Below are 17652 nucleotides of genomic sequence, written 5' to 3'. Positions count from 1 at the left end.
TTTTTGTAGGATAAAATTGCATCTTGTAATTTTTCAATTTCAAAACTTTCGTTAATTGGAGAAATTATCCCAAGAGCGTAATATAAATCCCCCATTTCAAGTCTTATATCTTTATTTATGAGAAAATCTTCCACAATCTCTTCACCAGTCATATCTCCAATTCTAAATAAAAATTTCATTGGGTCGTTACAAGCAATAGATTCATGGGTCAAATCCAAATCATAATTTATAGCTCTTTTAAGTTTTTCTATCTCAAAACTTCTTTTTTTTAGTTCTTCCCTTCCCTTTTCGTCCATATATTTTAAACCAGACTCAATGGAAAGCATAAAAAGATAGGATGGAGAAGTCGTGTTATAAATATTTACATACTTCAAAAGCTCTTCGTGAGAAAACCTATCTGTTCCCCTGTGAATTAAAGCTGACTGTGTTAGTGATGGAATCATCTTGTGTGTAGAATTAATAACAAGGTCCGCTCCACATTCTATTGCAGAATATTTTTTTAACTCAGAAAAATACAAGTGGGCGCCATGAGCTTCATCAACTATAACTGCTATATCCTTTTCATGTAAAATCTCGATTATTTCTTTTAATTTTAAAATTCCACCAAAATAATTGGGTGAAACTAAGACACAAGCAGAAATCTTATTTTTTTCTATTTTTTCTCTCAGTTCATCTTCATCAATTCCAAAATACATCCCACGATTTTTATCATAAATTGTATTTAAATAAATTGGGTCTAAATCATTTAATACTAGACCGTTGTAGATGGATTTATGAGCATTTCTCTGTATCAAAACCTTATCAGTGGGTCTAGTTGCCATAGCTATGGAAATGTGAAGAGCCCCAGTTGAACCATTCGTAACTATAAAAGACTCCTTTGATCCAAAAAGATTTTTTATCTCCTTGTGAAGTTCATCTATTGCTCCCTTGGGATTTAACAAATTGTCAGTATCACAAATTTCTGTCAAATCTCTTTTTATGTCTAGGTCAAAAAAATCTTTGCCCTTATGACCTGGCATCCCAAAAGATATTTTATTTTCTACTTTATCGATTTCACTTTTTAAAGGGGTCTTCATCTTTTCTCCTAACTTCTTCTCATTATACTATACTTTTTTGTCATTTAAAAGTTAGTGGCTACTTATAAAAGTTTCCCTTAACTGAAACTTCTCCACTGGAAAGAGTGATTTTTTCATCTCCCGTATCCACAATTAAGTTGCCCTTTTCATTTATATCATAGCCTTTGCCAGAATATTTTTTTCCATTTAATTCAAAGGTCAAATCTTTTCCAATAACTAGAGAATGAGTCTTGTAATAGTCTATGATTTCCGCATCTGTTTTCTTATAATTATTTTCATAAAAAGCATTTAAGATGCTGGACAGAATTTCATTTCTTATTACATCTGTTCCAATATAACCTGCTATATTTTTTAAATCTTTAAAGCTGTCATCTTTTGGCTCATTTACATTTATTCCAATTCCAACTATTACTGATTTAACTTTCCTAGATTCAAAGTCTGCATCGAGTTCTGATAGAATTCCACAAACTTTTTTTCCTTTCATAAATAAATCATTTACCCATTTGATTTGAGTATCCTTTCCTGTAGCTTCCTTTATACCTTCTGCTACAGAAACAGCTGCTTTTACTGTAATTAAATCAAAATATGAAAAATCAAAAAAGTCTTTTGGATGAAGAATTATACTAAAATAAACTCCACTTCCCTTTGGAGATTCAAAGGACTTTCCAGTTCTTCCTCGTCCTGTCTTTTGCATATCAGACACAATGACTGTAAAGTCACTCACATCACTGGTATAGAGTCTTCTTTTTGCCTCAGTATTTGTTGAATCAATTTCATCAAAAACAATTATATCAATATCTTTTAATTCTTCTCTTAATCCTTTTCTTATGCCTTCATCAGAAAGTTTGTCATCACTTTCAATTAACTTATATCCCAACTTTGTTTGAGATTCAATTTGAAATCCAGCTTCCTTTAAATTATTAATTGCTTTCCAAATGGCAGTCCTTGAAATATTTAATTTTTCTGCCAATTCTTGACCAGAAATATAGGAAGCCCTATTTTTTTCTAATTCTCTTAGTACTATATCCTTAGTTTTCAATTTATCACCTTATTCTTGACATTATATATAATCTACTGTAAAATATGTTTCTAGGCTATGGAGAGATGTCCGAGAGGCTGAAGGAGCCCGCCTGGAAAGCGAGTATACATGAAAGTGTATCGGGGGTTCGAATCCCCCTCTCTCCGCCATCGCCATGCTAAGCGGGAAATTAGCGATGTCCTGTACCTGCGATTCGCTACAGCAGGGCTGAATTCCCATTAGAGGATTTTAATTTTGCAGTCTGCCCCTTATAAGTGGTGTTGAAGATTGGGTCCTGCGCAACAGAAACTTATGAACCGTGTCAGATCCTGATCGAAGCAGCACTAAGTAAGATCTTTTGTGTGCCGCAAGGGTCGCCTAATCTGAGCTAACTGTAAGGGTAACGTGTGAGATTAACTTACGACTTTGGGTGCATGGCTACATATGAGTCCCAGTGATGGGACTTTTTTTATTGTTATTTTTTAAATAGTCTAGAGACATTTAAAAGTTCTCTTTCTTTTAAAACATCTTTTTCTCTTAGATACTTTTCAGCCCTTGAATAAAATCCTCTCTTTGATCCTGTCACATAAAAATAATCCCTAATATAATTTTCTTTTTTATAAGAATAATCTTCTAAAATTCCGTCGACATTTGAAAAAACTTCTATCTCTTGGTTTTTACTAGAAAAATATTTTATAAAAAAATCTTTTTTCAAGTGAAGACCACTTGAAGCTAGAAAAATCATTTCATACTTACTTAAATCAAAATTACAAAAATATTCATCGCAAATTAATTTAACAATTTCATCTGCCACTCCATCATTTGCTGCATTTATAAGAAGAGGAGCATTAAAATAATCGACAAAAGAATCTGTGAAATTATTTAAAGTTTTCTCATCACAAGTTAATTTTGATGCCAAACACAAAATTTTTTTATTTTTTAGATTTTTCATAAGAGAATCTTTTCCATAAAGTGCTTTTGGAGAATCCATAAAATAATTTATGGCATCAAAATCCATTACAATAATTTTTTTTGCTTTTTTAAAAGATTTTTCCAAAAAAGCTATTCTATCATTTACGGCATCTCTCTTGTATAAACCATAATATTCAAATTTATTGTCTACATAATAATTTAAATAATCCCTTTTAAATTCATATAAAGCGACAATACCTGGACCAGTATCAGAAACTGCCAAATTCTTCACCTACTTTCAGCTTAAAGGTCTTTTCATAAAAATTTTTAAAATATTTATAGGCTTCTTCAAGTTCCTCTTTATTTTCAAAGATAGCAAAAATTGTGGCTCCACTTCCACTCATAAGAGAAGCCGAATTAAATTCTCTCAACTTGTTTTTAATTTCGAGTAAATCTGGATGATCTTTAAAAACTACATCTTCCATTTTATTTTCCAAAAATAAATTTAACTTTTCCACATTTAAATCATAAATATTGGAAATAACTTTATCAAAATCAATTCTATCTGAATCAATTTCTATTCTTTCATAGACATCCTTTGTGGAAATCCCATGTCCTGGATTAACTATTAGAACATTTTCAAGATAAATGGGCTTTACTTCTTCTAAGATATCTCCAATTCCTGAAGCAATTTTGGTTCCCGAAGTCATCATATATGTAAAATCTGCCCCAAGTTTAGAGGCCAATTTTATTAATTCATCTCTTGGAATTTTTAAATCGTATAGTTCATTTAAGACGTAAAAAGTCGCTGCTCCGTTTGAAGTTCCTCCAGCTAAGCCAGCTGCTATTGGTATATTTTTTTAATCTTAACTCTAAAAGGCAAATCACATCCCACATAATCTTTTAAAACTTCATAAGATTTGTAAATAAAATTTTCTTTAAAATCAAAGGAAAACTCTCCATCAATTTCTACTTTGTCACTTTTAGAAAATTCCATTTCATCATATAGGTCTGTCATAACCATTAAAGTTTTTATATCGTGGTAGCCATTTTCTCTCTTGCCTATAATGTCAAGAGATAGGTTTAACTTTGCATAGGCTTTTTTCTTAATCATAAAACACCTCTAAATAATTATAATTCATTGTAGCTTTTTTTTCATCTATGGCCTTAATTTTATAATTTTAAAACTTCATTCTTAAATTAAATTATATTTTTATCGCAATATTTATAAAAAACCTTAAATTTCTTTGATAAAACATTTTCCTTGTATTACAATAAAGTAAGAGGTGATATTTATGGATCTTAATACGCTCGGTTTAGATACTGGTCTTTTAAATAGTTTAAAGGATTACATAGATACTTTTGACGACAAGGAAAACAATATTATAAGTATACTTCACTATGCTCAAGATATTTTCGGTTATCTTCCAAAGGAACTACAAATTTATATTGCAAGATTAACTGATTTACCTGCAAGTAGAATCAATGGAATTGTAACTTTTTACTCCTTTTTCAGTGAAAAAAAAGTTGGTCAATTTAAAGTTGATGTCTGTCTTGGAACTGCCTGCTTTGTAGATGACAGTCAAGAACTTTTAACTGCTTTTAAAGAACAATTAAAAGTTGATCCAGATGGTCTTAGTGAAGATGGCAACTTCAACGTAAATTCTATAAGGTGCTTAGGTGCTTGTGGTATTGGACCCGTAGTAAGAGTTAACGATAAAATTTATGGTCATGTCGAAGTTGACGATGTAAAGGAAATTATAAAAACTCATAGACAAGAATTAGAAGAAGCAAAAATTTAATATTTTTAATAATATTAAGGAGGTTATTATGACAAAAATAGATTCCCTAGAAAAACTTCTCTCCATAAAAGAATCTAGACATCACAAGACTATTTTGCGAGATATTGGCAATATGGCAGATGAAGATGTTATAGAAATTTTTATAAGAGGAAATGAAAAAGCAAAATATGCAGAAATTGAAAATCTTTTTGACGAATTAAAAAGCTTTGTAAGAAATAAGGGAATGAGAAATTGTAAATTTTTATTCCAAGATGATCCAAATCAAGATGAAAATTTTAATATAGAAATTTCCTTTAATGTGAGATCAAAAATTAAGGCAGACTCCATTGATATAGAGAAAATTGAGGATTTCATAGACCACATAGCTTCAATTAAGAATGAAGCACAAGATTATGAAAAAGAGGTGGAAAATGAATAACTTGAGATTACAAATATTAATTTGCAAGGGAACTGGATGTGTATCTGCAAAAAGTGACCTTATAAAAGAAAATTTTGATAAGGCTTTGGAGGATTATAAAATCCACGACGTCGAAGCAATTATAACAGGTTGCTTTGGTTTTTGTGGACAAGGTCCTATTGTCAAAGTAGAACCAGACAATGTATTCTACACTCATGTTAGTCCAGAAGATGTTAATGAAATTGTTGCTGAACATATTATTCATGGTCGTCCAGTGAAAAGACTTCTATACAGAAATCCTAAAAATAAAGAAGCCATTTACAATCAACGTGACATGAACTTTTATGGAAAGCAAACTCGTCTTGCCCTAAAAAATTGTGGCAAGATTGATCCAGAAAATATTTACGATTACATATCCTACGATGGTTACCAAGCCCTTTTAAAGGTTTTAACAGAGATGAGCCCTCAAGATGTTATAGATGTCATAAAGGCATCTGGTCTTCGTGGACGTGGTGGTGGAGGCTTCCCTACTGGTATAAAATGGCAAAATACTGCAATGAGTCCTGGAGATGAAAAATATATTTTCTGTAATGCCGATGAAGGTGACCCAGGTGCATTTATGGATAGATCTATACTTGAAGGAGATCCAAATTCAATAGTTGAAGCTATGACTATTGGTGGCTATGCAACTGGTGCAAATCATGGTGTTATTTATATAAGAGCGGAATATCCTCTTGCAATTCATAGACTTAAAACAGCTATTGGTCAAGCAAGAGATTGCGGTTTTTTAGGAAAAAATATTTTTAATTCAGGTTTTGATTTTGATATTGAAATAAGATACGGTGCAGGTGCCTTTGTATGTGGCGAAGAAACAGCTCTAATTCACTCAGTTGAGGGAAAAAGAGGAGAGCCAACTAGAAAACCACCTTTCCCATCTGTCAAAGGCTATAAAGGAAAACCAACAACTGTTAATAATGTTGAAACTTATGCAAATATACCACAAATTATTTTAAAAGGTTCAGATTGGTTTGCTTCTAGAGGTACAGAGAAATCCAAGGGTACAAAAGTTTTTGCCCTAGCTGGAAAGGTAAATAATGTTGGACTTGTGGAAGTTCCCATGGGAATTACTATGAGAGAGATAGTCTACGACATTGGCGGTGGAATTCCAAACGGCAAAAAATTTAAGGCTGTTCAAATTGGTGGACCATCTGGCGGAATGATTACCAAAGAAAATATAGACACACCAATTGATTACGAAAATTTAAAAGAAATTGGAGCCATGATGGGTTCTGGTGGTCTTATTGTAATGGATGAAGATAATGACATGGTAGATATAGCAAAATTCTACTTAGAGTTTACTCAAGACGAATCTTGTGGCAAGTGTACACCTTGTAGACTTGGAACTAAAAGACTTCTTGAAATGCTGGAAAAACTTTTGGACAACAGAGGCTCCCTTGAAGATTTACAAAAAATTGAGGACCTTTGTCATAACATAATTAATTCGGCAGCTTGTGGTCTTGGTCAAACTGCTCCAAATCCAATTTTATCTACTATGAGATATTTTCCAGATGAATACTTAAAATACGCAAAAAGAGAAATGAAAAAGTATTATAAAATTGACAAAGATAAGTGCGTCGGCTGTCATAAATGTGCTAAAGAATGTCCTGTTAAGTGCATAAGTGGCGAGCCTAAAGAAAAACACGAAATAGATAAGGACAAGTGCATAGCCTGTGGTACTTGTGCCAAGACTTGTCCAGTGGGCGCAATTGCAAAAGCAAAGTAGAGGTGAACTATGATAAATTGTGTAATAAATGACAAAAAATTACAAGTTAAAGAAGGAACCACAATCCTAGAAGCAGCAAAGGAAGTTGGAATTGAAATACCTACACTTTGTCATATGAAACTCCCCAACTTTAATTATGAAAATAAACCATCAAGTTGTAGGATTTGTATGGTAGAAGTTGTTGGCAGACCTAAACTCTGCACAGCTTGTTCTGAAGAAATAAGTGAAGGCATGGTAATAAAAACTGACACAGTAAAAGCAGTTGAAGCAAGAAAAATTAATTTAGAGCTTCTTCTCTCAAATCACCCAAAAGATTGTTTAGTTTGCCCAAAAAATTTAAATTGCGAACTCCAATATCTTGCTGAAAAAATGGGAATAAGAGAAATTGCTTACAAGGGTGAAAAAGCTCTTCACAAGGTGGATTCATCATCAGATTCTATTTTTAGAAATCCAAATAAATGTGTAATGTGTAGAAGATGCGAAACTATGTGTAATGAAGTTCAAACAGTGGGAACTCTAGGAGGACTCAATCGTGGTTTTGAAGCCATAGTTGCTCCTGCCTTTAATCTTCCATTAAATGAATCTTCTTGTACCTTCTGCGGTCAATGTGTGGCAGTCTGCCCAACTGGTGCAATAGTAGAAGTTGATGCAACTACAAAAGTTTTTAATGAAATCAGAAATCCAAAGAAACACGTTGTGGTACAAGTAGCTCCGTCAATTAGAGTTGCCATAGGAGAACTCTTAGGCATGGAAGCTGGAGAAGTTACAACAGGAAAACTAGTAACAGCACTTAGAAAGATTGGCTTTGATGTAGTTTTTGATACAGATTTTTCTGCAGATTTAACAATTATGGAAGAAGCTAGCGAATTAGTTGATAGGATCAAAAATGACAAGACAATGCCAATACTTACATCCTGCTGTCCTGCTTGGGTTAGATTTATAGAAATGAATTATCCAGATATGTTAGACATACCTTCATCATGTAAGTCTCCACAAATGATGATGGGATCCATGGTCAAATCTTATTATGCAGAAAAAACTGGCATATCCCCAAAAGATATTGTTATGGTTTCTGTAATGCCTTGCACTGCTAAAAAAGCTGAAGCTAATAGAGAAGAGCTTGAAAGTGACGGCATAGAAGATGTAGATTATGTTTTATCAACTAGAGAACTTGGAAGAATGATAAATCTTTATGGCATTGACTTTGAAGGCTTAGAAGAAGGTGAATTTGACCAAATAATGGGTGAATCATCAGGTGCAGGTACTATTTTTGGAACTACTGGTGGAGTTATAGAGGCAGCAATAAGATCAGCTTCTGAATGGTTAACTGGTGAAGAATTAGAAAAAATCGAATTTCAAGAATTAAGAGGTCTAAAGGGGATTAGATCAGCTGAAGTAGAAATTGGCGATATGACTTTAAGGATTGGAATTGCCCATGGCCTTGGCAATGCAAGAAAACTTTTAGATGGAATTAGAGATAAAACTTATGAATTTGATGCTATTGAAATTATGGCTTGTCCTGGTGGATGCATTGGCGGAGGAGGTCAACCTTATCACCACGGCAAAGAAGAAATCTTGCTAAAAAGACAAAAGGCACTTTATGATATTGATGAAAACAAAAAAATAAGAAAAGCTCACGAAAATCCAATGATAAAGAAAATTTATGAAGAATACTTGGGAGAACCTTATGGAGAAAGAGCTCATAAGTTACTTCACACAAGTTATACAGCAAGAGAAAAATTTTAGTCTAAATAAAAGGCTGGAACTTTTAAAATTAATAAAAGCTCCGGCTTTTTTTTAATCTAAATTGCAACAAAATCTCTTATTCCCTAATTATTAATTATAATAAAATATTTAACTTATAAAATCATTATTTAAAATCTAAAAAATAATACATCAAAAAAACAGCCCACTTGGAGCTGTGTTTTTATAATCCTTAATTTTCTTTTAAAACTTCTAAAGCTTTTTTAAGTTGTGAATCTGTCTTTAAATAATCTACGCCTATTCCCTTTGCATCTTCTGGTATATCCACTTCAATATCAGGTTCTATGCCGAGCTTATTTATAGAATCTCCACTAGGTGTAAAGTATTCTGATGTTGTAAGTTTTAATCCATCGCCTTCTGGAAGTCCAATTACATTTTGGACTACTCCCTTGCCATAAGTTTTCTTACCAATAATTTTTGCCCTATCAAGATCATTTATAGCTCCCGCAAGTATTTCTGAGGCTGAAGCTGATCCTTCATTTACCAAGACAACCATTTTTATGTCATTGTACTTATCGTCTGTCTTATAGTCTTCTATAACTTCTCCCTTGTTATTTTTTAAGGTAACAAAGCTAGTTTTTGGAAGTATGGCATCTCCAATTTCATAAGCAGCATCTACGACACCGCCAGGATTTCCTCTCATGTCAAGGACGATTCCCTTGACTCCTTCTTTTGTTAATTCATTTAAAACTTTTTTAAAGTCTTTTCCTGTTTCTTCATCAAACATAGTTATTCCAATGTAACCAATGTCTCCAATTTTATTTTTTATAACAGAATCAATTTTTATTTCTTCCCTTTTTATATCAACTTCTTCTGTTTTTAGGTTTCTTTTTTAAAAGAAGAATTTTCACGCTAGTTCCAGATTCACCTCTCATCTCCTTTGATGCCTCATCAATTTTTTCTGCACTAAAATCTTTTCCATTTATTTTTAAGATTTTATCCCCAGACTCAAGTCCTGCCCTGTCTGCAGGTGAACCCTTTATTGGCGAAACAACTGTTACTGTGCCATCTTCTGCAGGAGAAATTATAACTCCAATACCTTGAAACTTTCCTGTAGTTTGTTCAGATAATTTTTTCATTTCTTCTTTTGTAAGGTATTGTGAATAAGGATCTTCTAAACCTGATACAAGCCCCTTTAGAATTCCTGCTTGAAGATTTTCTTCTTTTATGTCTTTGTTGTAAAGATAATTTTCCTTCATATATTTTTCAAGTAAAATTACCTTTCCAAAATTTTCATTTGAGCCCAAGAGGCTTCTTACAGTGTATATTCTCGTAACAACAGCAGTTGTAAGTATTAATAATACAACTGCTGTTACTTTTAAAAATTTATTTTTTTTCATTATACATATCCCAATGGATTTACAGTAGATCCATTAACTCTAACTTCAAAGTGAAGGTGAGGTCCTGTTGATAAACCAGTTGAACCAACAAAAGCTACAACATCTCCTGCTGAAACTGAGTCACCAATAGACTTATTTAGTGCTGAACAGTGAGCATATACTGTTACAGTTTCTCCATGATCAACCATTATAACATTTCCATAACCACTCATAAGTTGTGACATTATTACTGTACCAGACTTTGCAGCAACTATTGGAGTTCCACTTGGTGCTGGAATATCTATACCGGAATGGAATTTTGCATATCCAAGAATTGGATGTTGTCTATATCCATAAGGCGAAGAAATAGAATAGTGTCCAGGAAGAGGCCAAGTGTATTTTTGTCCATCTCTTGGTCCAGATGCAACACTTATATCACTGTTTACTCTGTTAGTTCTATTCATTGAAGCTCTCTTAGCTCTTTCCTTAGCTGCTTCTTCCTTTTTCTTTTGAACAGCAATTTCTTGTTGAAGTTTTAAGATTTCAAGATCTAAATTTTCCCAGCTTGATTGTGCCTTATCAAATTCTAATTCATAAGCTTCAAGATTTTTTTCAAGAACTTTCATGTAGTCATTTTTTAGCATTTACTGCTTCTTGATAGCCTTGTCTTTCATTTTCAACTGCTGCTTTGCTTGCGGAAAGCTTAGCCTTATCTATTTTTAATCTTTCTTCAGTATCTTTTATGGTATCAATTTGAGTTTTTATATACTCAATAAGCTCTCTGTCAGCTTTTGCTATGGAGGATATGATTTCATTATTTCTAAGTAATTCTTCTATGTCCTTAGAATTTAAAATTACTTCAATGTAATTCACATTTCCTCTTTTATACATTTCCCTTAGTCTTGATCTAAGAGATGCCGTATTAGCTTCAAGATTTGCTTGTGCTTCTTCCAATTTCTTTTGGTTTTCAGCAATATCATTATTTAATTTATTTATTTCTCCTTCAAGAGAAGCAATTTTAGCAGACTTCTCTTGAATTTTAGCATCTAAATTTTGAATTTCATCACTTACAGATTTCTTTTCAGATTCTGTATTTGAAATATTACTTTTTTGCTCTTTTATCTTCGAATTTAATTGTCTTTGTTCTGCTTGTTTTTTATTTTTCTCGATAGTTAGAGTCTTAGAACTCTTGGCAACTGTTCCACTAGGCACTGCCATAATAGCAGCTAGGCAAATTGCAAGAATTTTTTTCTTACTATACATTTTTTCACCTACACATCTAAAAATTTCTTAGTTGAGAATAAACTTCCAAAAAATCCTATTCCCACACCAATACATAAAAATATTATATACAAGTCACTTCTAATAGACAAGGCTGATATCATGTCAACACCAGTTATGTCATTTAACTGAGGATTTAACCTTTCAAAAATTATTCCATATAATTTTAAAGTTAAAAAACCTGATAAGAGTGAACCCAAAACTCCAAAAATAATTCCATTTATAAGAAAAGGTCCTCTAATATAAGTATTTGTAGCACCAATATACTTCATTATATTAATTTCTTTTTCCTTATTAGAAATTGCAATCTTAATTGTATTGTGAATAATTAAAATTGAAATTAAAACTAAAATAAGAACTATGGCTGCTCCAACATATTTTACACCATTTTGCAATCTCATCATTTGAGTTACAAAATCATAATAATAATTGTGATCCTCTACAATTGGAAGATCCTTATAATTATCTTCAATTTCCTTTCCATAGGAAAGTTCTTTCATCTCAACTGTAATAGAAGCTGGTAGAGGATTGCCACCAGGAATATTTTCAAGGATTGTAGAATTTTCTCCAAATCCTTCTTTAAATTCTTCTAATGCCTCTTCTCTTGAAACATAAACAACCTTTTTTACTTTTTTGTTAGCATCTAACTCATCTATAAAATCATTAACTGCAGCTGGAGCTGCATCATCCTTTAAGAAAAATACAACCTTATCAAGTTTTTCTCCTGTTTGATATACAACTCCATTTAAATTTAGAACCATAAGCATTACAACACCAAAAAGTGTAAGCATGGCAGTGATGGAAATTACAGATGTAAAAGACATAGTCTTATTTCTCCACAAACTTGAGAAAGACTCCCTTAGAAGATTAAAGAACTGTCTTATTGCCTTCATAGTAACCTCCTTCACTAATATCAGATATAATGGATCCATGATCAAGAGTTACAACTCTTTTATTAAATTTATCTACTATGTTAACTGCGTGAGTTGCCATAATGACAGTTTTTCCATCATCGTTTATATTTTTTAGAGCCGACATAATATCCCAGGCAGTAGACTCGTCTAGGTTTCCCGTAGGCTCATCACAAACAAGATAATTTGCATCATTTACTATTGCCCTTGCTATTGCAACTCTTTGTGATTCTCCACCAGAAAGTTCTGATGGATAGTCCTTTACCTTATCAGATAAATTTACAAGATCAAGAGCATATTCCACTTTCTTGTTTATTTCTTTTTTGGATTCTCCAAGAATTTCTAGGGCAAATGCCACATTCTCGAATACAGTCTTTTTTTCTAGTAATCTAAAATCTTGGAAGACAACAGAAATATTTCTCCTTAATTTAGGAATCATATACTTTGAAATTTTAGTTATTTCATTGTCTCCTATAAATATTTTTCCACGATTAACCTTCTCCTCTCTTATGAGAAGTTTAATCATAGTGGATTTGCCGGCACCTGAAGGGCCAACCAAGAAAACAAAATCACCACGAGGCACTTCAATATTTATATTTGAAAGTGCAGCAACGCCGTTGTTGTATTCCTTGTATACATTTTCAAACTTTATCATAAAAACACCTTTCTATAATCTTTATTAATTATATTACAAAGTGGTTACAAATGTACAGTTATTTTATTAATTTTATCAATAAATCCCTAAAAACAGTAATATTTTTAAGAAGTAATTGGGAAAATATAAAATTTTTTAAAAATATATTTTACTTTTCACATAAGTTCGTGTATAATTTTGAAGTAAAAAAGTAATTTATTTAAATGTAGGAGGAATTATGCAAAGATACATTGGTACAGTAGTACGTGGAATCCGTACACCTATTGTAAAAAGTGGAGACAATTTAGTAGACATTGTCGTTGATTCCCTAGGAAAAGCTCTTGAATCAGAAAATATTTCTGTTAGAGATAAAGATATTGTTGCAGTAACAGAATCTTTAGTTGCAAGAGCTCAAAATAATTATGCAACTATTGATGATATAGCAGAAGATATTAATAGAAAATACGACAAAGAAATTGGAATAGTATTCCCAATTCTTAGCCGTAACAGATTTTCAACAATCCTAAGAGGAATTGCAAAATCAGGTAAAAAAGTACATTTTCTCTTCTCCTACCCTTCTGATGAAGTTGGAAACTCTCTAATGGATCAAAGCCTTCTTTATGATGCTAAGATCAACCCTTTCACAGATGTTCTAGAAGAAAAAGACTACAGAAGAATTTTCGGTGAAGAAGTTAAACACGAATTTACTGGAATTGATTATGTAAGACTTTACAAAGAAATTTGTGGTGGAAATTGTGAAATCCACTTCTCAAATGATCCTAAGACTATACTAAACTATACAGATGAAGTTCTTATTGGATCAACTCACACAAGATTTTCTATAAAAAGACTCTTAAAAGATGAAGGAGCAAAAGTCGTTCTTGGTCTTGATGATATATTAAATGAATCCATAAATGGAAGTGGTTACAATGAAGAATTTGGTCTACTTGGATCTAACTTCGCATCTGATACAAGATTAAAACTATTCCCAAGAGATGGAGAAACTTTTGTAAATGAAGTTCAAAAGAAATTAATCGACAAATACAATAAAGAAGTTGAAGTAATGATTTACGGAGACGGTGCTTTCAAAGATCCAGTTGGGAAAATTTGGGAACTTGCTGACCCAGTAGTATCTCCTGCACACACTAAGGGACTTGCTGGTACACCAAGTGAAATTAAAATAAAATACATTGCAGATACTGACTTAAAGGATATGGACGCAGAACACGCAACTGCTGCAATGAAAGAAAGAATTTCTCACAAAAATAAGGATTTAGTTGGTAAAGATGAAACTCTTGGCACTACTCCAAGAAGAATTACAGACCTAATTGGAAGTTTATGTGACCTTACAAGTGGTTCTGGAGACAAGGGTACTCCAGTAGTATATATCCAAGGTTACTTTGATAACTTTGCAAATGAATAATAAAATTAAAGTCACCCATTGTGGTGACCCCATTAAGTTGGACTTTATACCAGAGAGAATTTATATTTTCTCTGGTATTTTTTATACTGCATTTTTTCTCTGTATTCTAAAAAATCTTACTTAAATAAATTTATTTTTCCAATAAAAAACAGGTGTCAACAAAACACCTGCCACAAATCTAACTTTATAAGATTTTAAGATATCATTTTTGCATCTTTATAAGTTACATCTTCATCTAAAACTGTAACTTGAACTGTTGATGTCAAAACGTCAGAATAAGTATAACTTGCTGTTACGATTTCTTCTCCGTTAAAAACCTCAAGTACAAAAAGACTTGGGTAAGTCGCTTTAAGAATTCCCTTTCTAGTCACAATCTTTTTTCTGCCTTTGTTGGCTCTTACTATAACTTTCTTTCCTATGTGGTTTTCAAGTTCTTTCTTTATGATTTGCATTTGATTCATTACGTACCCATTCCTTCCAGAGCTTTTAGTATTAATTCATTATACATTATAAAGTCTCTTGTGTCAAATAAATCTATAATTTTACTCCATAAAAAAAACTTTGTCAATAAATTTTCTCCATAAATTTTAATTTTTATTCTAAATTTTTTTATATTTTTATAAAAAGGCTACAATAAAATTTAAAGAATAAAATTTATATTTTTAAAATTTTTATTTTTCTATTAAAAGTCCTCTTAAACTTGTATTTTCTGAAATAAAGGTAGATTTTTTATAGCAAATATTGTATAATAATGAATTGTTATTGAGTGGATTGGAGGTATTGATGCAAAAAAAGAAAAAAGTCATTCTTGGAATGAGTGGCGGTGTGGATTCATCTGTTTCTGCAATTCTTTTAAAAGAAGCTGGTTATGATGTTACAGCAGTTTTTATGAGAAATTGGGCAGAAGATGATGGCATGTGCACAGCTAGAGAAGATTATATTGATGTAGTCTCTGTATGCTCTCAACTTGACATAAAATATTTTACAGTCAACTTTGAAAAAGAATATAGGGATAGAGTCTTTTCCTACTTCCTAAGTGAGTATAAAAAAGGCAGAACTCCAAATCCAGATGTCATGTGCAATACTGAAATAAAATTCAAGGCCTTCCTTGACTATGCAATGGATTTTGATGCTGATTATATTGCTATGGGTCACTATGCCAGGACTAAAAAAGTTGATGGCAAGACTTACCTCTTAAAAGGCTTAGACAATAACAAGGACCAATCCTACTTTTTATCAAGAGTTAAGTCAGAAGCACTTGAAAAAACTATTTTTCCTGTTGGTGATTTGACTAAGGATGAAGTAAGGCACATCGCAGAAAAGTATGAACTCTCTACTGCTTCTAAGAAGGATTCTACTGGAATTTGTTTCATTGGCGAAAGAGATTTCAACGAGTTTTTAGATCAATTCTTGTTTACAAAGCCCGGTAAAATTGTGGACGAAAAGGGCAATGTATTGGGAGAACATTCTGGTCTTATGCACTACACAATTGGTCAAAGACGTGGAATAGGAATTGGTGGCGTTGGAAGTGGAGAACCCTTCTTCGTTGCCGATAAGGATTTAAAAAATAATCTTTTAATTGTGGCACAAGGTATTAATAACCCCGTTCTTTATAAAGATGAGTTTGAAGTTGAAGATATTTTTTGGATTACAGAAAATCCTTCTCTTCCCCTCGATTTATCTGTTAAAATAAGATATAGGGCAAGTGATATGGATGCCACACTAGAAAAACAAAATGATAAATATGTTGTTAAACTGAAAAAACCACTTAAAGGTGTTACACCTGGTCAAGTCTGTGTTTTTTATCAAGGCGATGTTTGTCTTGGTTCAGGTATTATAAAATAATTTTTGGAGGTATATATGAAATTAGTTTTAAACAAAAGAGATGCTAAGGGTAAAAACAAGGTAGATAAACTTAGAGCTAATGGTGAAATTCCTGGAGTTCTTTACTCAAAGGGCAAAGAAGCAAAAATGGTAAGCGGTCTTGAAAAAGATTTATTAAAAGCTTACAGCGAAGAAGGATATTCAAATATTTTTGAAATCGAAGTTGATGGCCAAACAGTATCTGTTCTTTTCAAAGAAGTTCAAATGCACCACATTAAAAATTCAATGGTTCACTTTGACCTTTATGAAATTGATATGAACACTGAAATCACTGTTGAAGTACCAGTTGTTCTTGAAGGTAGAGATGAAATCAGAGTTCAACCTTCTTCATTAATCCAAGTATTAAACGAAATAGAAGTAATCTGTCTTCCAAAATATCTTCCATCAGAAGCTGTTGTAAATGTTGTTGAAATGCAAATTGGCGACGCTAAGACTGTTGCTGACTTAGACATTTATGGCGACGAAAACATCAAGATTGAACTTGATGCTGATGAAACAGTTGCAACTCTTGTTGAACCAACTGAAGAAGAAGAACCAGAAGAAGATGCAGAAGAAGCTTCTGCAGAAGTTCCTACTGTTTCTGAAACTGAAGAAGAAGAAAAAGAAGAAGAATAATTTTAAATATTTTAAGGGCTCAAAGAGCCCTTATTTTTTTGTCCAAGTTTATCCTTGGACTCTTTTCTATTTTTATCAAATGAAACTAATCTAAAAATTGCAAGACCTCGCTGGGATCTTTTATGATTTTATCTGTGTAAACTTCAAGCATTTCTCTTGATCCAGTTCCACAAAGGACTCCAACTTTTAAAATGTCCTTGCCAAATATCATATCTACTTTTGAATCCCCAACTACTATAATTTCCCCATCATCAAGAGAATATTTATTTTTAAATATTTCAAGACTTTCTGTATCAGGTTTCTTTTTATAAATATCAGCTGCAGCATAAAAATCTATATAAGAATCAAGTTTCAAATGCTCCATAGAAAATTTTGCCTGCCTATAATTATCAGATGTAAAAATCCCAATAATTATTCCTCTTTTCTTTAGATTTTCAAAAAGAAAATCGAGATCACAAGTTTCTACAATAAAATTTGGATTTTCTTTTAAATAATTTAAGAGATGATCATCTAATTCACTGTAAATATCCAAAACATCTTCATCTAAAAACTCTGAAAATATTATTGCCAAATCCATTGCCGTTTCCGATGAAAGAATAGAATTTTCCTCTACCCTACCGTCTTCTCTTATGCCAATTTCCTTAAATAGTTTTTTCTTCTTATCTTCATCTATGGTTTTTTCTTCCAAAAATTCTATAATAGAATCTACCCAAGCCCTTGTAAATTTGAGAAGAGTTCCGTCCTTATCAAAAAGTATAGCCTTTATCATTAATATTCTCCTTTTACTTTTATCTAATTAAATTATAACTTAGTTTTAAATAAAGAAAGCTCAT

General features: G+C 32.1%; 20 protein-coding genes, 1 tRNA gene, 1 other RNA gene and 1 pseudogene. 9 read left to right on the top strand and 14 right to left on the bottom strand.

The window, feature by feature from the left end; all coding sequences use genetic code 11:
• A partial coding sequence (locus HGPT_RS00180) for an aminotransferase class I/II-fold pyridoxal phosphate-dependent enzyme (protein ID WP_040542147.1) occupies window positions 1–1076 on the bottom strand: 1076 nt, incomplete at its 3' end.
• Between the two features lie 58 nt (window positions 1077–1134).
• Complete coding sequence (locus tag HGPT_RS00175) at window positions 1135–2115, bottom strand: biotin--[acetyl-CoA-carboxylase] ligase (protein ID WP_019137884.1); 981 nt, start codon at window positions 2113–2115, stop codon at window positions 1135–1137.
• Window positions 2116–2174: 59 nt separating this feature from the next.
• Here HGPT_RS00175 and HGPT_RS00170 point away from each other — a divergent pair.
• Window positions 2175–2264: transfer RNA gene (locus HGPT_RS00170), tRNA-Ser, on the top strand.
• Between the two features lie 3 nt (window positions 2265–2267).
• An RNA gene (gene ffs / locus HGPT_RS08805) (signal recognition particle sRNA large type) lies at window positions 2268–2532 on the top strand.
• Between the two features lie 37 nt (window positions 2533–2569).
• On the opposite strand, the gene HGPT_RS00165 is transcribed toward ffs, so the two are convergent.
• The 4 genes and pseudogenes from HGPT_RS00165 to HGPT_RS09350 all read right to left on the bottom strand — a co-directional run bounded on the left by HGPT_RS00165 (window position 2570) and on the right by HGPT_RS09350 (window position 4120).
• Window positions 2570–3289: a hypothetical protein gene (locus HGPT_RS00165; protein ID WP_019137883.1), complete on the bottom strand. Its 720-nt coding sequence runs from the start codon at window positions 3287–3289 to the stop codon at window positions 2570–2572.
• Entirely contained in the window at window positions 3276–3752 is a 477-nt protein-coding gene (locus tag HGPT_RS09355) for a 4-(cytidine 5'-diphospho)-2-C-methyl-D-erythritol kinase (protein ID WP_245544046.1), read from the bottom strand. The genes HGPT_RS00165 and HGPT_RS09355 overlap by 14 nt, the downstream gene beginning before the upstream one ends.
• A gap of 12 nt (window positions 3753–3764) precedes the next feature.
• Window positions 3765–3854 (bottom strand): annotated as a pseudogene (locus HGPT_RS10445) (4-(cytidine 5'-diphospho)-2-C-methyl-D-erythritol kinase); the annotation flags it as partial.
• A complete protein-coding gene (locus HGPT_RS09350; RefSeq protein WP_245544045.1) occupies window positions 3851–4120 on the bottom strand; it encodes a 4-(cytidine 5'-diphospho)-2-C-methyl-D-erythritol kinase in 270 nt (89 codons plus the stop codon). The pseudogene HGPT_RS10445 and the gene HGPT_RS09350, both read right to left, overlap by 4 nt.
• Before the next feature lie 181 nt (window positions 4121–4301).
• Here HGPT_RS09350 and HGPT_RS00155 point away from each other — a divergent pair, with 181 nt between their 5' ends.
• The 4 genes from HGPT_RS00155 to HGPT_RS00140 are packed head-to-tail and all read left to right on the top strand — an operon-like array spanning window position 4302 to window position 8734.
• The gene (locus HGPT_RS00155; protein WP_019137882.1) at window positions 4302–4808 is read left to right on the top strand and encodes an NADH-quinone oxidoreductase subunit NuoE family protein; all 507 of its coding nucleotides are present in this window, start codon (window positions 4302–4304) and stop codon (window positions 4806–4808) included.
• 28 nt (window positions 4809–4836) lie between these two features.
• Complete coding sequence (locus HGPT_RS08970) at window positions 4837–5226, top strand: hypothetical protein (protein ID WP_019137881.1); 390 nt, start codon at window positions 4837–4839, stop codon at window positions 5224–5226.
• Window positions 5219–6988, top strand: coding sequence for an NADH-ubiquinone oxidoreductase-F iron-sulfur binding region domain-containing protein (locus HGPT_RS00145; protein ID WP_019137880.1), 1770 nt, complete (start codon window positions 5219–5221; stop codon window positions 6986–6988). Before HGPT_RS08970 ends, HGPT_RS00145 begins: the two co-directional genes overlap by 8 nt.
• A gap of 9 nt (window positions 6989–6997) precedes the next feature.
• Entirely contained in the window at window positions 6998–8734 is a 1737-nt protein-coding gene (locus HGPT_RS00140) for an NADH-dependent [FeFe] hydrogenase, group A6 (RefSeq protein ID WP_019137879.1), read from the top strand.
• A 190-nt stretch (window positions 8735–8924) separates the two neighbouring features.
• Here HGPT_RS00140 and HGPT_RS09345 read toward each other — a convergent pair whose 3' ends face one another.
• The 6 genes from HGPT_RS09345 to ftsE all read right to left on the bottom strand — a co-directional run bounded on the left by HGPT_RS09345 (window position 8925) and on the right by ftsE (window position 12918).
• Complete coding sequence (locus HGPT_RS09345; RefSeq protein WP_245544044.1) at window positions 8925–9479, bottom strand: S41 family peptidase; 555 nt, start codon at window positions 9477–9479, stop codon at window positions 8925–8927.
• Between the two features lie 76 nt (window positions 9480–9555).
• Window positions 9556–10092, bottom strand: coding sequence for a S41 family peptidase (locus tag HGPT_RS09340; protein ID WP_245544043.1), 537 nt, complete (start codon window positions 10090–10092; stop codon window positions 9556–9558).
• Window positions 10092–10715 carry a M23 family metallopeptidase gene (locus tag HGPT_RS10255; RefSeq protein WP_281032345.1) on the bottom strand — a complete coding sequence of 208 codons (624 nt, stop codon included), beginning with the start codon at window positions 10713–10715 and terminating at the stop codon, window positions 10092–10094. The genes HGPT_RS09340 and HGPT_RS10255 overlap by 1 nt, the downstream gene beginning before the upstream one ends.
• Window positions 10702–11334: a murein hydrolase activator EnvC family protein gene (locus HGPT_RS10250; RefSeq protein ID WP_281032343.1), complete on the bottom strand. Its 633-nt coding sequence runs from the start codon at window positions 11332–11334 to the stop codon at window positions 10702–10704. The genes HGPT_RS10255 and HGPT_RS10250 overlap by 14 nt, the downstream gene beginning before the upstream one ends.
• A gap of 8 nt (window positions 11335–11342) precedes the next feature.
• Complete coding sequence (gene ftsX / locus HGPT_RS00125; RefSeq protein ID WP_019137878.1) at window positions 11343–12245, bottom strand: permease-like cell division protein FtsX; 903 nt, start codon at window positions 12243–12245, stop codon at window positions 11343–11345.
• Window positions 12220–12918, bottom strand: coding sequence for a cell division ATP-binding protein FtsE (gene ftsE, locus HGPT_RS00120; RefSeq protein ID WP_019137877.1), 699 nt, complete (start codon window positions 12916–12918; stop codon window positions 12220–12222). Before ftsE ends, ftsX begins: the two co-directional genes overlap by 26 nt.
• Before the next feature lie 217 nt (window positions 12919–13135).
• Between ftsE and HGPT_RS00115 the strand changes: the two genes are divergently transcribed.
• Window positions 13136–14320: a coenzyme F420-0:L-glutamate ligase gene (locus tag HGPT_RS00115; RefSeq protein WP_019137876.1), complete on the top strand. Its 1185-nt coding sequence runs from the start codon at window positions 13136–13138 to the stop codon at window positions 14318–14320.
• Window positions 14321–14514: 194 nt separating this feature from the next.
• Here the strand turns inward: HGPT_RS00115 and HGPT_RS00110 are convergent, their stop codons facing one another.
• Window positions 14515–14781, bottom strand: a complete 267-nt coding sequence (locus HGPT_RS00110; RefSeq protein WP_019137875.1) for a Veg family protein — start codon at window positions 14779–14781, stop codon at window positions 14515–14517.
• A 322-nt stretch (window positions 14782–15103) separates the two neighbouring features.
• Here HGPT_RS00110 and mnmA point away from each other — a divergent pair, with 322 nt between their 5' ends.
• Together mnmA and HGPT_RS00100 are read left to right on the top strand one after the other, a co-directional pair.
• Window positions 15104–16165 (top strand): tRNA 2-thiouridine(34) synthase MnmA, encoded by a 1062-nt coding sequence (gene mnmA / locus HGPT_RS00105; protein ID WP_019137873.1) that lies wholly within the window; start codon window positions 15104–15106, stop codon window positions 16163–16165.
• 15 nt (window positions 16166–16180) lie between these two features.
• Window positions 16181–16819 (top strand): 50S ribosomal protein L25, encoded by a 639-nt coding sequence (locus tag HGPT_RS00100; protein WP_019137872.1) that lies wholly within the window; start codon window positions 16181–16183, stop codon window positions 16817–16819.
• Between the two features lie 85 nt (window positions 16820–16904).
• On the opposite strand, the gene HGPT_RS00095 is transcribed toward HGPT_RS00100, so the two are convergent.
• Window positions 16905–17588 carry an HAD family hydrolase gene (locus HGPT_RS00095; protein WP_019137871.1) on the bottom strand — a complete coding sequence of 228 codons (684 nt, stop codon included), beginning with the start codon at window positions 17586–17588 and terminating at the stop codon, window positions 16905–16907.
• Window positions 17589–17652 lie beyond the last annotated feature (64 nt).

It is taken from the genome of Peptoniphilus timonensis JC401, assembly GCF_000312025.1.
GTDB lineage: Bacteria > Bacillota > Clostridia > Tissierellales > Peptoniphilaceae > Peptoniphilus_A > Peptoniphilus_A timonensis.
Note: the sequence above shows the minus strand (reverse complement) of the source record. Positions and strands in the feature narration are given on the sequence as shown.

Coding starts and splice junctions, on each gene's coding strand:
- HGPT_RS09350 (WP_245544045.1), bottom strand. CDS start 4,120: ATGATTAAGAAAAAAGCCTATGCAAAGTTAAACCTATCTCTTGACATT.
- HGPT_RS00155 (WP_019137882.1), top strand. CDS start 4,302: ATGGATCTTAATACGCTCGGTTTAGATACTGGTCTTTTAAATAGTTTA.
- HGPT_RS08970 (WP_019137881.1), top strand. CDS start 4,837: ATGACAAAAATAGATTCCCTAGAAAAACTTCTCTCCATAAAAGAATCT.
- HGPT_RS00145 (WP_019137880.1), top strand. CDS start 5,219: ATGAATAACTTGAGATTACAAATATTAATTTGCAAGGGAACTGGATGT.
- HGPT_RS00140 (WP_019137879.1), top strand. CDS start 6,998: ATGATAAATTGTGTAATAAATGACAAAAAATTACAAGTTAAAGAAGGA.
- HGPT_RS09345 (WP_245544044.1), bottom strand. CDS start 9,479: ATGTTTGATGAAGAAACAGGAAAAGACTTTAAAAAAGTTTTAAATGAA.
- HGPT_RS09340 (WP_245544043.1), bottom strand. CDS start 10,092: ATGAAAAAAAATAAATTTTTAAAAGTAACAGCAGTTGTATTATTAATA.
- HGPT_RS10255 (WP_281032345.1), bottom strand. CDS start 10,715: ATGCTAAAAAATGACTACATGAAAGTTCTTGAAAAAAATCTTGAAGCT.
- HGPT_RS10250 (WP_281032343.1), bottom strand. CDS start 11,334: ATGTATAGTAAGAAAAAAATTCTTGCAATTTGCCTAGCTGCTATTATG.
- ftsX (WP_019137878.1), bottom strand. CDS start 12,245: ATGAAGGCAATAAGACAGTTCTTTAATCTTCTAAGGGAGTCTTTCTCA.
- ftsE (WP_019137877.1), bottom strand. CDS start 12,918: ATGATAAAGTTTGAAAATGTATACAAGGAATACAACAACGGCGTTGCT.
- HGPT_RS00115 (WP_019137876.1), top strand. CDS start 13,136: ATGCAAAGATACATTGGTACAGTAGTACGTGGAATCCGTACACCTATT.
- HGPT_RS00110 (WP_019137875.1), bottom strand. CDS start 14,781: ATGAATCAAATGCAAATCATAAAGAAAGAACTTGAAAACCACATAGGA.
- mnmA (WP_019137873.1), top strand. CDS start 15,104: ATGCAAAAAAAGAAAAAAGTCATTCTTGGAATGAGTGGCGGTGTGGAT.
- HGPT_RS00100 (WP_019137872.1), top strand. CDS start 16,181: ATGAAATTAGTTTTAAACAAAAGAGATGCTAAGGGTAAAAACAAGGTA.
- HGPT_RS00095 (WP_019137871.1), bottom strand. CDS start 17,588: ATGATAAAGGCTATACTTTTTGATAAGGACGGAACTCTTCTCAAATTT.